Origin of the sequence: Bacillus sp. ISL-41 (assembly GCF_018613235.1) — a bacterium.
GTDB lineage: Bacteria > Bacillota > Bacilli > Bacillales > Cytobacillaceae > Mesobacillus.
The window spans coordinates 64,026-76,665 of record NZ_JAGGQP010000037.1 but is presented as its reverse complement, the minus strand read 5'-3'; the positions used below and the strand labels follow the sequence as shown (position 1 = coordinate 76,665).

Sequence of the window (12,640 nt, the reverse complement as noted above, 5' to 3'; positions counted from 1 at the left end):
GTTTAGTTTTCAAAGAACAATGAAATTGGAGCGGGTGAAGAGAATCGAACTCTCATCATCAGCTTGGAAGGCTGAGGTTTTACCACTAAACTACACCCGCATATAAAGTTGAATTGCTGAATGGTCGGGAAGACAGGATTCGAACCTGCGACCCCTTGGTCCCAAACCAAGTGCTCTACCAAGCTGAGCTACTCCCCGTTATTGAAAAAATAATGGCGCGCCCGAAAGGAGTCGAACCCATAACCTTCTGATCCGTAGTCAGACGCTCTATCCAATTGAGCTACGGGCGCATATTGTTTTACTAGCAACTTTTATATATTAACACAGGTGATAAAGCGTGTCAACATTTCTTTTGGTGCGGCCGAGAGGACTTGAACCTCCACGGGGTTGCCCCCACTAGGCCCTCAACCTAGCGCGTCTGCCATTCCGCCACGACCGCAAAACATGACAGGATTATATATTAACTAATTTAAGTTCATTAATCAATAGGTAATTAATGGTGCGGGTGAAGGGAGTCGAACCCCCACGCCTTGCGGCGCCAGATCCTAAGTCTGGTGCGTCTGCCAATTCCGCCACACCCGCATATTAATATTGTAAGTTGATTATCACCGACATGATTAAATCATAGTCGTGAAAAAAACTTGGTGAGCCATGAAGGACTCGAACCTTCGACCCTCTGATTAAAAGTCAGATGCTCTACCGACTGAGCTAATGGCTCAAAAAATGGCTGGGCTAGCTGGATTCGAACCAACGCATGACGGAGTCAAAGTCCGTTGCCTTACCGCTTGGCTATAGCCCAATAAAATGGCGGTCCCGACCGGGATCGAACCGGCGATCTCCTGCGTGACAGGCAGGCATGTTAACCGCTACACCACGGGACCAGATATAGAATTAAGATGATTATTTTCGCTGTCGCGAAAAAACTTTGGTGACCCCTACGGGATTCGAACCCGTGTTACCGCCGTGAAAGGGCGGTGTCTTAACCGCTTGACCAAGGGGCCATATTTAAAAGGTTCTGGCGGAGAAGGAGGGATTTGAACCCTCGCGCCGGTTACCCGACCTACACCCTTAGCAGGGGCGCCTCTTCAGCCTCTTGAGTACTTCCCCATACCTTTGAAATTAATGGCTCCGCAGGTAGGATTCGAACCTACGACCGCTCGGTTAACAGCCGAGTGCTCTACCACTGAGCTACTGCGGAATAACTTTAATTTTCGATGTCGTTGTCTTGTCGACTCTTACTATTATAGGGAGCTGCCTAGTAAAAGTCAAGGGTGTTTTTGATAAGTTTTTTATTTCTTTTTAAAAAGCCCGTAAAGCCTTATTCTATAGACATTTCTTTCACTTTAATCAGTTTTCCTCTGCATTTTCCGCACACGTATTTTGAGGTATTTATAGATCTTTTACGGCGATAAGTCAACTTACAGCTGCTGCACTGATAAAAAACGAATTTCTGTTTCGCCCTTCTTTTCTTCTCCTCCGGAAGCACCGAACAAAACCTCGGGGCATCTACTTTCTTTAATAGATCTCGGAAATCTTTATCGCGATGCTTGTAACCTTTTCCTTCTATATGAAGGTGGTAATGGCATAGTTCATGCTTAATGATCCCAACGAGCTCTGCTTCACCCAGCTGCTCAAAATACTTTTTATTAATTTCAATGTTATGGCTGCTCAGCATATAACGTCCTCCTGTAGTGCGGAGCCTTGGGTTGAAGAACGCCTTATGCCTGAATGGCTTATGGAAGTATTCATTAGAGATCGCCACTACAAGATTATGCAACTCTTGATCAGTCATTTGTAAAACGCCTGCCTTTTATAGAAACATGACAACCCATTATAGCATATATTAATGTTACCTTTTAACGTATTATCTTAAGGAGGTATTGCGATATGCCTGTCTGGTTTCAGAATCAAATGAAACGAGCCTTCTACGAGAAAAACAGGTATCAAATCAAACTTCTAAACCAATGCTGGTACTTTTATAGAAATAAACAGGGCTTAAACGATTAAAAGACTGCAGGCATCCCTGCAGTCTTTTGTATTATGCCTGGTCAGGCTTAAGCATTGTCAAGGCGACTCGTCCTTTCTTCTGGTCGACACTGTCCACCCATACAGTAACAACGTCCCCGACGGATACAATATCCAGCGGGTGTTTTACGAAGCGGTTGCTTAGCTTTGAGATATGGACCAGTCCATCCTGCTTTACGCCAATATCAACGAAAGCACCGAAGTCAACCACGTTCCGTACAGTACCTTGAAGTTCCATTCCTGTTTTTAGATCCTCCAGCTTTAATACATCCTTTTTCAATAAAGGTGCTGGAAGCTCATCCCGCGGATCTCGTTCAGGTCTTACAAGTGCATCAATGATATCTTTCAGTGTAAGTTTCCCGATTCCTAGTTCATCCGCAGTTTGGTCGATGTTAATTTTCGCGAGGGCATCTTTTAATGCAGGAGTCCCTAAATCTTTTGATTTGAAACCCAGACTATCAAGCAGCTGCTTTACCTCACCGTAACTTTCCGGGTGGATGCCCGTCCGGTCGAGAGGTTCCTTTCCATCAATGACACGAAGGAATCCAATTGCCTGTTCATAGGTCTTCGCTCCGAGACGAGGGATTTTTTTCAGCTGCGCTCTGCTTGTGAACTTCCCTTCTTCCTCACGCTTCTTTACTATATTATTGGCTACAGTTTTAGAAAGGCCGGATACATACTGCAATAAAGAAGATGAGGCTGTATTTACATTGACTCCCACCTGATTAACTGCTGTCTCGACAACGAATGTCAGTGATTCGGATAGCTTTTTCTGGCTGACATCATGCTGGTACTGGCCGACACCGACGGATTTGGGATCGATTTTAACGAGTTCAGCCAGCGGGTCCTGCAAACGACGGGCAATTGAAACTGCACTTCGTTCTTCTACCTGGTAGTTAGGGAATTCTTCGCGGGCCAGGTCTGATGCTGAATAGACACTCGCACCTGCCTCATTGACAATGAGATAGAAAATCTCCTTATCCATTTCTTTCAGGATGTCTGACACGAATTGTTCCGTTTCCCTGGAAGCAGTACCGTTGCCGATCGCAACCATCTCTACCTCATAATCTTTCAGGACTTTAATGAACTTGTCCTTTGCCTCGGTATTTTTTGAGCTAGAGGTATGAGGGTAAATAACTCCGATTGATAATACTTTTCCCGTTTCATCTACAGCAGCAAGCTTACAGCCCGTTCTGAATGCAGGGTCTACACCCAGGACGACCTTCCCTTTTAGCGGAGGCTGCAATAGCAGTTTTCGCAGGTTTTCCGAGAAAATGTGAATCGCTTGCTCTTCAGCTTTTTCTGTCAGTTCATTCCTGATCTCACGTTCGATTGACGGCTGGATCAGTCGCTTGTATGCATCCTCGATAGCTTCTGTTACTGCAGCTGCTGCGACAGAGTGATTTTTAGTAACCCACTTACGCTGCAAGTAGCTCATAATGACATCTGCTTTCGGCCTTATTGACACTCTCAACAGATCTTCTTTTTCACCGCGATTGAGTGCAAGGATTCGGTGCGGCACCACTTTACTGACTGGTTCCGAGTATTCGTAATACATTTCATAAACATTTTTCTCATCTTGTTCTTCATTTTTTACCGAAGATTCAATGGAGCCAGTTTTAAAGGTTTCATTTCGAATCCATTTGCGGCTGTCTGCGTCATCGGAAACAATTTCAGCGATAATGTCTTTCGCGCCGGCAATCGCATCTTCGATAGATTCAACACCTTTTTCTTCTGATAAAAACTCGCTGGCTTTTTCTTCGAGACTTCCGTTTACCGGAAACTCCAGCATCCATTGAGCAAGAGGTTCAAGGCCTTTTTCTTTTGCGACAGTCGCTTTCGTCCTTCTTTTTTGCTTGTAGGGACGATAGAGGTCTTCTACTTCCTGGAGCTTGATTGCTTTTTCGATGCTGCCCTTCAATTCGTCAGTCAGCTTTCCTTGTTCTTCGATGAGCCTGATGACTTCCTCTTTGCGCTGTTCTAAATTCTGTATGTATTGCCATCTTTCAACGATGTCACGGATTTGCACTTCATCAAGCGCACCGGTCATTTCCTTTCGGTAACGGGCTATGAACGGCACAGTGTTTCCTTCATCTATTAATGAAATGACACTTTGCACTTGTTTAGCTGTTAACGATTGCTCTTTGGCAATGATTTTTACATATTGATCTTGCTTATCCATTGTTTGAGTCAAGAGACAATCCTCCATAATCTATTTTGATATTGCTTGGCACTTTAATAGTGTACCAAAATCGCAGGGTGGTTTACAGTTCCGGTTAATTTGTAACGGGGATGTAATCTTCCCGTTTGTCTTTTCTTGTGTCAGCTTTTATTATAGCCTAAGTTCCAGCGGGTGTTACCCGGCTTTAAAAAACAAAAAGAAGCCCACCGGCTAAAGTAGACTTCCTACAATAAAAGTTGCATCATCCATTGAGTTGGCATATTCACTTTTGATTTGTTCTGCGATTGCACCAACCGAGCGATACCCCTTCAATATCGTTTTAGCGCCGTGGATATTGTCAAAACCGTCTGAGTAAATCAGGAATTTTGATTCTGGCTCATAAACGAATCTCTGGGTATGAAACACCTGCGGCTTACCTGACAGATAACCCGTGACTGGCAATGGGTATGTCAGCTTGCCACTTGATGTATAGAGAAAGAAGCGGATATTTCCGACGCAGCTGTATACGAACTCCCGGGTTTCGAAATAGACTTTGAAGATTGAAACAGCGGCTCCTCTTTTTTGCACCAGTATATTGTTGCAGTATTTCATGAGCGTATCTACGTCTTCATGGTGGTTTTGCTCCACTACTGAAACGACGGCCGCAGAGGCTTCATGGGCGTATTGCCCGGACCCTAATCCATCAGCAAGTACACAGACAAAATATTCATCAGTAGCTGTATAATAATAGCTGTCACCGCACTCTATTTTACCTTCTTTAATTGTCTGGTAAGCATAAAGTTCTATTTTGTCTTTGAACTGTTGAATCATGTAATGTACTCCGAATTGTTGTTTTCCGCATGGATCGCTTCTTGAAGCTTTTTGATTGCCCTTCTTTGAAGTCTGGATACATGCATTTGCGAAATACCAAGCTTGTCTCCAGCCTCTTTCTGGCTCAGATTATCAAGATAGGTATATTGGATAATTAACTTTTCGCGTTCACTTAGTACATGGAGTACTTTTTCGAGCACCATTCTTTGATTGATTTTTTCATAGCCATCATCAATGTTTCCAACGATATCCAACAGGGTGACTGTTCCTCCGTCAGAATCGGCTTCTATAGAATGGTCAACAGATAATGCCTGGTAGCTTTTCCCCATCTCCATGGCTTCCAATACTTCTTCTTCGGAAACCTGAAGTGCTTCCGCAATTTCATCCACACGCGGAGAGCGGTGCAGATGGGTGGTCAAATCTTCGACTGTCGTCTTGATTTTTGGACCAAGCTCTTTTATTCTGCGCGGTACATGGACACTCCATGTTTTATCTCTTAAAAATCTTTTGATTTCACCAATAATAGTCGGTACGGCAAATGCTTCAAAGCTTTTACCGAATGTTTCATCGTAACGGCGGATTGCGCCTAAAAGGCCGATCATCCCTACCTGGAAAATATCCTCATGGAACGACCTTCCCTTTGAGTACTTTCTCGCGATTGTTTCGACAAGGTTTTGATAGTGAAGAACCAGCTCATTCTGGGCGTCTGCATCCTCATGCAGCTGGTAGGCTTTGATTAATTCATTAATCTCTTCTTTTGGCCTTTGCTTAGGTTGAGATTGTCTCTGCATCTCTCTCCACCTGCTCTCCTTCTCGGTACTTGGTCATAAAGACCGTGACGCCCTCTTTGTGATGGATTCGAACCTCGTCCATCAAGGTTTCGATCAGATACAGTCCCAAGCCTCCTTCGCGAAGGAATTCCACAGAACTATTCTGATCATAAGGACCTAATCCCTGGCGTGCTGAGTGGAAATCAAAGCTCTGGCCATTATCTGCAACCATCACTTCAAGCTTGTCTTCATACAATCCGAAACCAATGATGACTTCGCCGTTCTCATTGTTTTTATATGCATGCTGTACAGCGTTGGTACAAGCTTCGCTGGTAGCAATTTTTAAGTCTTCAATTTCGTCGTAGGAAAAACCCATGCGGCTTGCAATACCAGACAGGGTCAAACGAATGACACCCACGAATTCCGGTTTAGCCGGGATTTTCATCTCAATATAGTCAAATGACTGGTTCATTGCACTCCACCCTCAATCTGGCTGTTTATATCGATAATATCGGCCAAGCCAGTGATTTCGAAAAGTCTCTGTAAACGCTCGGACAACCCAACGATTTTAAACTCGCCATCATGTGCACGCACGTTTTTGAATACTCCCACAAATACTCCAAGCCCTGTACTATCCATATAATTGACCTCTGAAAGGTCAACAACCATCTTTACGCCCTCTTTTTCGGACATAGGGAAAAGCTTTTCACGTAACTGTGGAGCTGTATATGCATCAATTTCGCCACTTACCTTGACTGCTAATTTTGATTCTGTTTCTTTCACATCTATCGAAATATTCATAAATGACCCACCCTTTACAATTCAATTGCTCTTTTGATTTACCCGATTTGGAACCCGATTAAACATCTCTTTTCAAAATGATTAGAGTAAAATCATCACGCAATTGGAAATGCTGAAGTTTTTCAAGTTCCCTAAAGATATTATTGACAATTTCCTGAGCATTTAAGTGAATATATTTATTTATATATCCGATTAATGTTTCCTTTTCGATGAATCCTTCTTCCGTTCTGCACTCGGTCACTCCGTCAGACATCAGGATCACCATATCCCCAGGAAGTATTTCTTTCTCATACTGGGTATACTTTGTCCGCTTGTCCACTCCTAGCAGCAGGCCTCTGGCGACCAACTCTGAGAATTCCTTCTTTTTGGAATCATAATAGAAGCCAGGCTCGTGCCCTGCAGATGCGTAATAGAAGATATTATTGGAAGGATTGAACATTCCGTAGAACATCGTGATGAACATGCTTGGGTCAACGTTCTGCTCAACGACTCTGTTCAGGTTTTCCAGGATGCTGCTCGGATCAAGCCGGTTTTCTGGCAGGCTGTCCATCGCATACTTGATCATGGACATACAAAGAGCGGCCGGAATGCCTTTTCCAATGACATCAGCGATCGCGACACTGATATTATTGTTCTCATCCTGGACAAAATGGAAATAGTCACCATTCATATGCTTTGCCGGGACACTGATGGCCCCGATATCAATCCCAGGCACAGTTGGAATTTTCGTACCCAGCAAGGTTTGCTGAACATTGGCGGCAATCTCCATTTCGGATCTTAATTCCTCCTGCTGGTGTCTCAGGCTTTGATGCTCTCGGTATGCGATACCATAGGCAATCATCACCTCAAGGAGGATATCAAAGGAATGCATGATATCTTCTGGAAGTTCAGGATACATCTCAAGCAGTATGCTTTTATGGAGGCTGACGATTTCTTCCGGTGCGATTTTATGCTCAATCGACTTGCGGCTGAATTTCTGCCCTGCATATAATGCCTGCTCGGTTTGCTCATTTATATAATTGTCAAGAATATCCCGATACTTTGATTCCATCATTTCTCGGAAATCCATACTTTCTCCCCCTATCGGAGCCATTTAGTCGCTTTAATCTGTGTTCCTTGTCCGGGGCTCGAGTCTATGTCGAACTCATCCATTAGACGCTTCACTCCGGGAAGGCCGGCTCCTAGTCCTCCTGATGTTGAAAAGCCATCTTCCATGACTTGGCGTATTTCCTTTATACCTGGGCCGCTGTCCACTGCGTTGATTCGCAATCCCGCTTTACCGCCGTCATATAATTTATCGATGCAAATCTGCCCTTTGCCGGCGTATAAGTAGATATTTCTGGCCAATTCACTGATGGCGGTGGTAATTCGTGCCTGGTCAACTGTTCCAAAACCAAGCTCCTTCGCAACATTCCGGCCAAGCTGGCGTGCTGCCACGATGTCCCATTCGTTTATGATCGTAACGCAGGATTGGATGTCCATTCACCTACTCCCCCAATTCCTGTTGTAATTTCTCCAAACCTTTTTCTAAATCTAATGCAGTTAGGACATCATCAAGGCCGATACCTAATTCTATTAGCGTTATGGCAACAGCAGGCTGGATTCCGGTAATGACTACAATCGCACCCATGAGCTTGGACATATTGATGACGTCCCCAAGAACCTTGGCGATAAAAGAGTCGATGAAGTCGATTGAGGTTAGATCGATGACGACCCCATTGGCACTTGTCTCATGAATCTTGTGGAGCAAATCCTCTTGAAATTGAAGAGCGGTCTGGTCATCAAGCTCCCATTGAATGGAAACCAACAGACAATCATCCAGCTTTAGGATAGGTATTCTCACTTTGCTCCCTCCAATGAAACGATTTTTTTATTTGTCAGCTCAAGAGCTGCTTCGATTCCTTTTTTTAAGTTATTCTTTGTTGTAAACTGGTTCAGGTCAATGCCGAGGTTCACGATGGTCTGCGCAATTTCAGGACGGATCCCTACAAGCATGCACTTGGCACCGATGAGCCTAACAGCATCCGCTGCCTGGATAATATGATGGGCAACCATCGTATCAACAACAGGTACACCCGTAATATCAATCAGAACTACTTCGGAACGGTGTTTGACCGCCCCCTTCAGCAGGTTTTCCATGATTTGCTTTGCACGCTCAGTATCAATCGTACCTACTAATGGCATTACCGTAATTCCTTCAAACACAGGAATGAGCGGGGCAGATAGCTCCTGCAAAGCAATTTTCTGGAGGGAAACTGTTCTTTCCCATGTGGATGAATAGACGCTGACGATTTCATTATTCATCGGAGTTGCCCAGCGGTCAAACTCGTAAACAATCTCCATCTGATTCTCCTGCGTCACGGCACCTTCTTTCTGCATGCCTTCAAAAACAATCAAATTAAAGGTGTGAAGACCTTTCGTGACGAACGTCAACGGCCAGCCAAGCCTGACAACTTTTTCAGCAAAATCCGTCAGCCTTTCATTGTACTCTTCGCTCGTCCCTTTGAAATTCGAGATGATCAAATCGATGAATTCCTTGCTCGCAGACTGAAAAACCCGATCTGAAACAAGGCGGACCACCCGGTCATCTGCTTCTTCTTTTGTCCTATCTATCCATTGATCCAGGATGTCCTGCTTATGAGCCTGGATATAATTCGAGATTATTTTATTCATTCCATCCTCCCCATTCTATCACAACAAAATTTTACTTTACCCTCTACCGAGCAATTGTAAACCAATTTTAAAACTGTAAATAAATATTCATAAATTCCTGATTATATATCTCCATTTAATGATAACAGTTTTCTTTCGTCAAATAAAATCAACTTATCGACAGGATTCTGCGAATATCGCTATGCAGGTATTATTGTTATTATTCCACTTTTTCCGTATTCCATTTTACCTGATGAAAATCTCTTTTAGTTGCGAACGGCGGTGCTGTTTTTGCTCCGAACACTTGATGCCAGGGTTGGTCGGCGAACGGGATTAGACAGCATATTTTAAAACCGGTGCTTACTTTGGGGTAACTTCTGACAGCTTTTCTGCTTTCCAACCCAAACCTGTCTTAATTCCGAGCTTTTCTTGACAGCTTTTCTGCTTTCCCTTCCAAACCTGTCACAATCACGAGCTTTTCTTGACAGCTTTTCCGCTTTCCAACCCAAACCTGTCACAATTCCAGGCTTTTCTTGACAGCTTTTCTGCTTTCCAACCCAAACCTGTCTTAATTCCGAGCTTTTCTTGACAGCTTTTCCGCTTCCCACGCCAAACCTGTCACAATCCCAAGCTTTTCTTGACAGCTCTTCTGCTTCCTACGTCAAACCTGTCACAATCACGGGTTTTCTTGACAACTTTTCTGCTTTCCAACCCAAACTTGTCTTAATTCCGAGCTTTTCTTGACAGCTTTTCCGCTTTCCCTTCCAAACCTGTCACAATCACGAGCTTTTCTTGACAACTTTTCCGCTTTCCCTTCCAAACCTGTCACAATCACGAGCTTTTCTTGACAGCTTTTCCGCTTTCCCTTCCAAACCTGTCACAATCACGAGCTTTTCTTGACAACTTTTCCGCTTCCTACGTCAAACCTGTCACAATCACGAGCTTTTCTTGACAACTTTTCCGCTTTCCAACCCAAACCTGTCACAATTCCGAGCTTTTCTTGACAACTTTTCCGCTTCCTACGTCAAACCTGTCTGAACTCGGACTATCTTCTGACCCCTCTTCCCACGCGAAACCTGTCAGACCAACACAAACCTTCCGGCACCAAATAAAAAAGAGACAAGCTGCTAAGCTTGCCTCTCACACAGAAAACATCCGATTTTATTTTTTAGTTATGTATAAGGCCTGCAGGCAGGCCAGGTGTTCGGTTACAAAAAAACGCTCTTTTTTAAGAGCGTGCTGTTTAAATCAAAATTCAATAAGACCTAAACTTACCTGAAGGGCTTCATCCACTTTTTCCATCATTTCGTCATCGAGATGGGTAATTTTATCGGTTAGGCGCTGTTTGTCAATTGTGCGTATCTGCTCCAATAAGATGACCGAGTCTCGTTCAAAACCGTACCGCTTCGCATCAATTTCTACATGAGTGGGAAGCTTGGCTTTTTGGATCTGTGCTGTGATCGCTGCGATAATGACTGTGGGACTAAACCGATTCCCGATGTCGTTTTGGATGACCAGGACAGGGCGCACTCCGCCTTGCTCTGAACCAACAACTGGGGATAGGTCCGCAAAATAGACGTCACCACGTTTGACAATCAAAGGATTATCCTCCGCTGACTAGACGTTCAACTGTGTGTTCTGCCTCGTATTCTGCTTGAAATGCTTCAGATGCAATGGTCAAGTTAATCTTGGCCATTTCCATATAGCCACGTCTCATGGATTCACGAATTTGTCTCTTTTTCTTCTCACGCAAAAACATTTTTGTTGCCTGATAAATAAATTCGCTGCGGTTTACGTTCTCTTGCTTAACAAATCCATCTAGTTCACTTAAAAGATGCTGCGGTAACTTTACCAAAATCTCAGTTGTTGCGCTGGATTCAGACACAAACATACACCTCCACCATCATCACTACATACCATTATTAAATTCGTTATCTCTCTACCATTTCTAATATTATCACTATTTATGCCAGATGCAAAGGTAATTCAGCAATTCTTCTGTATTATCCGCCAAAAAATTAGTATTTTATGCATGGTATTAGCGGTATTACACAGGTTTGTTAATTATTGGATGTGTTATAACAGCGAATTGTTCAAATCGACCACTTTGCCATTTTTCCTGTACAACCTTGGCACCCTTGAGGAGATGATGCACGGGACTTCATAATTGATGGTCTCTAGCTTGCTGGCAATCTCATTGATGGAGATTGACTCCTGTCCCTGGCTGCCGATCAAGGTGGCGATTGTTCCCACCGGGACCTCGTACGGAAGCCTTACCATGCATTGGTCCATACAAATCCTTCCGATGATCGGGGATCTTTTGCCATCGACCAGTACTTCCTGTCCTTGCAGTCTTCTTATCCATCCATCAGCATACCCAATTGGAAGCGTCCCTACCCAAATTTCTTCCGGCGCCTCGTAAGTCGCTCCGTAGCTGACCTTTTCGCCTTTTTCAAGCTTCTTCACATGTACGATTCTGGAATGCAGTGTGAATGCCTCCTGCAGCTCGACTGGCAATTCAGGTGCGATCTCCATTGACGGGGCCAGACCGTACATCGCAATTCCGACCCTTACCGCGTTGAAGCGGGCATCTCTATGCATCAGAGCGGCGGCACTGTTGCTGCTGTGGACGACCGGCGGCTGCGTTTCCATGGCACCGAGCATTTCCCGGAACAAGGCAAGCTGCTTGTTAAAATATGAGTCATCCAATTCATCCGCTGTCGCATAATGGGTATAGATGCCATGCAGCTGTAGTCTTTCATCCTCATCAATCAATTTTTCTGCAGTCTTCAATTCTTCTACAGATCGAATACCGATCCTGCCCATACCTGTGTCTATTTTTATATGAAGTGACAGGGAGGCATCTGCTTTTAATACTTCACGCGCTTTTTCCAGCCAATCCCTCTGGAAAACAGTCAGGATGATATCCTCCTCGGCCGCGATGTTCACATCCTCCGGCCGGCTGGCTCCCAGTACAAGGATCGGTGCGGTGATCCCCTTCTTTCTGAGCGCGAGGGCTTCATCCATGAACGCGACAGCCAGCATTGATGCTCCCGCCGCCAAAGCCGCTTCCGCCACCTGTGTATCCCCATGGCCGTATGCATTTGCCTTCACAACAGCAATAAATTGAACATTTTCAGGCAGCTGGCCCTTAATCCGCTCCACATTTGCTCTAACGTGATCAAGGTCCACCTCTGCCCATGTATCACGGTAAAAAAATCCTTGCTCCTCCAACGAAACTCCACTTCCTTCAACCCGAACATTATTTTTATTGTTTTATTATCAAACCGATAGAACTCAATGTCAAATGGATAATATATACGGATTTTTCGAGTGGAAAGTTCGTGGCAGAAAACGCAGATTGAACTGCAAAAAGAAAAAGTTAAATATATTTCTCAAA

14 protein-coding genes and 11 tRNA genes are annotated in these 12,640 nt (G+C 44.2%); 1 reads left to right on the top strand and 24 read right to left on the bottom strand.

All coding sequences use genetic code 11. From position 1 onward, the window contains the following. Positions 1-26 precede the first annotated feature (26 nt). The 12 genes from J7I80_RS19305 to J7I80_RS19250 all read right to left on the bottom strand — a co-directional run bounded on the left by J7I80_RS19305 (position 27) and on the right by J7I80_RS19250 (position 1,792). Positions 27-100 (bottom strand) — tRNA-Gly (locus J7I80_RS19305). Positions 101-121: 21 nt separating this feature from the next. Further along, positions 122-198: transfer RNA gene (locus tag J7I80_RS19300), tRNA-Pro, on the bottom strand. A gap of 15 nt (positions 199-213) precedes the next feature. Further along, positions 214-290, bottom strand: a tRNA-Arg gene (locus tag J7I80_RS19295). 63 nt (positions 291-353) lie between these two features. Further along, positions 354-439, bottom strand: a tRNA-Leu gene (locus J7I80_RS19290). Positions 440-497: 58 nt separating this feature from the next. Then, positions 498-582: transfer RNA gene (locus J7I80_RS19285), tRNA-Leu, on the bottom strand. 60 nt (positions 583-642) lie between these two features. Then, positions 643-718: transfer RNA gene (locus J7I80_RS19280), tRNA-Lys, on the bottom strand. Between the two features lie 6 nt (positions 719-724). Further along, a tRNA-Gln gene (locus J7I80_RS19275) sits at positions 725-799 on the bottom strand. Positions 800-805: 6 nt separating this feature from the next. After that, a tRNA-Asp gene (locus J7I80_RS19270) sits at positions 806-881 on the bottom strand. 45 nt (positions 882-926) lie between these two features. Further along, a tRNA-Glu gene (locus J7I80_RS19265) sits at positions 927-1,001 on the bottom strand. Positions 1,002-1,016: 15 nt separating this feature from the next. After that, positions 1,017-1,107: transfer RNA gene (locus J7I80_RS19260), tRNA-Ser, on the bottom strand. Positions 1,108-1,123: 16 nt separating this feature from the next. Next, a tRNA-Asn gene (locus J7I80_RS19255) sits at positions 1,124-1,198 on the bottom strand. 120 nt (positions 1,199-1,318) lie between these two features. Next, positions 1,319-1,792 (bottom strand): SprT family protein, encoded by a 474-nt coding sequence (locus J7I80_RS19250; protein WP_214740496.1) that lies wholly within the window; start codon positions 1,790-1,792, stop codon positions 1,319-1,321. A gap of 95 nt (positions 1,793-1,887) precedes the next feature. Between J7I80_RS19250 and cmpA the strand changes: the two genes are divergently transcribed. Continuing rightward, positions 1,888-2,007: a cortex morphogenetic protein CmpA gene (gene cmpA, locus J7I80_RS19245; protein ID WP_192472919.1), complete on the top strand. Its 120-nt coding sequence runs from the start codon at positions 1,888-1,890 to the stop codon at positions 2,005-2,007. A 31-nt stretch (positions 2,008-2,038) separates the two neighbouring features. Here cmpA and J7I80_RS19240 read toward each other — a convergent pair whose 3' ends face one another. The 12 genes from J7I80_RS19240 to alr all read right to left on the bottom strand — a co-directional run bounded on the left by J7I80_RS19240 (position 2,039) and on the right by alr (position 12,474). After that, positions 2,039-4,207, bottom strand: coding sequence for a Tex family protein (locus J7I80_RS19240; RefSeq protein WP_214740503.1), 2,169 nt, complete (start codon positions 4,205-4,207; stop codon positions 2,039-2,041). Between the two features lie 210 nt (positions 4,208-4,417). Beyond that, positions 4,418-5,017, bottom strand: coding sequence for a PP2C family serine/threonine-protein phosphatase (locus J7I80_RS19235; RefSeq protein WP_214740494.1), 600 nt, complete (start codon positions 5,015-5,017; stop codon positions 4,418-4,420). Continuing rightward, on the bottom strand, positions 5,014-5,808 hold the full coding sequence (gene sigB / locus J7I80_RS19230) for an RNA polymerase sigma factor SigB (protein ID WP_214740492.1): 795 nt from the start codon (positions 5,806-5,808) through the stop codon (positions 5,014-5,016). The genes J7I80_RS19235 and sigB overlap by 4 nt, the downstream gene beginning before the upstream one ends. After that, a complete protein-coding gene (gene rsbW, locus J7I80_RS19225) occupies positions 5,786-6,259 on the bottom strand; it encodes an anti-sigma B factor RsbW (protein ID WP_079504369.1) in 474 nt (157 codons plus the stop codon). Before rsbW ends, sigB begins: the two co-directional genes overlap by 23 nt. Further along, a complete protein-coding gene (locus J7I80_RS19220) occupies positions 6,256-6,588 on the bottom strand; it encodes an anti-sigma factor antagonist (protein WP_214740490.1) in 333 nt (110 codons plus the stop codon). Before J7I80_RS19220 ends, rsbW begins: the two co-directional genes overlap by 4 nt. Before the next feature lie 58 nt (positions 6,589-6,646). Beyond that, positions 6,647-7,657, bottom strand: coding sequence for a PP2C family protein-serine/threonine phosphatase (locus J7I80_RS19215; RefSeq protein WP_214740488.1), 1,011 nt, complete (start codon positions 7,655-7,657; stop codon positions 6,647-6,649). 11 nt (positions 7,658-7,668) lie between these two features. Continuing rightward, positions 7,669-8,070 (bottom strand): anti-sigma regulatory factor, encoded by a 402-nt coding sequence (locus J7I80_RS19210; RefSeq protein ID WP_214740486.1) that lies wholly within the window; start codon positions 8,068-8,070, stop codon positions 7,669-7,671. A 4-nt stretch (positions 8,071-8,074) separates the two neighbouring features. After that, positions 8,075-8,431 carry an STAS domain-containing protein gene (locus J7I80_RS19205; RefSeq protein ID WP_041967776.1) on the bottom strand — a complete coding sequence of 119 codons (357 nt, stop codon included), beginning with the start codon at positions 8,429-8,431 and terminating at the stop codon, positions 8,075-8,077. Further along, the gene (locus tag J7I80_RS19200) at positions 8,428-9,261 is read right to left on the bottom strand and encodes an RsbT co-antagonist protein RsbRA (protein WP_214740484.1); all 834 of its coding nucleotides are present in this window, start codon (positions 9,259-9,261) and stop codon (positions 8,428-8,430) included. The genes J7I80_RS19205 and J7I80_RS19200 overlap by 4 nt, the downstream gene beginning before the upstream one ends. Before the next feature lie 1,227 nt (positions 9,262-10,488). Next, on the bottom strand, positions 10,489-10,839 hold the full coding sequence (gene ndoA, locus J7I80_RS19195) for a type II toxin-antitoxin system endoribonuclease NdoA (protein WP_041967053.1): 351 nt from the start codon (positions 10,837-10,839) through the stop codon (positions 10,489-10,491). Positions 10,840-10,843: 4 nt separating this feature from the next. Next, positions 10,844-11,125, bottom strand: coding sequence for a CopG family ribbon-helix-helix protein (locus J7I80_RS19190; protein WP_031308192.1), 282 nt, complete (start codon positions 11,123-11,125; stop codon positions 10,844-10,846). 191 nt (positions 11,126-11,316) lie between these two features. Continuing rightward, the gene (gene alr / locus J7I80_RS19185) at positions 11,317-12,474 is read right to left on the bottom strand and encodes an alanine racemase (RefSeq protein WP_214740482.1); all 1,158 of its coding nucleotides are present in this window, start codon (positions 12,472-12,474) and stop codon (positions 11,317-11,319) included. Positions 12,475-12,640: the final 166 nt, after the last annotated feature.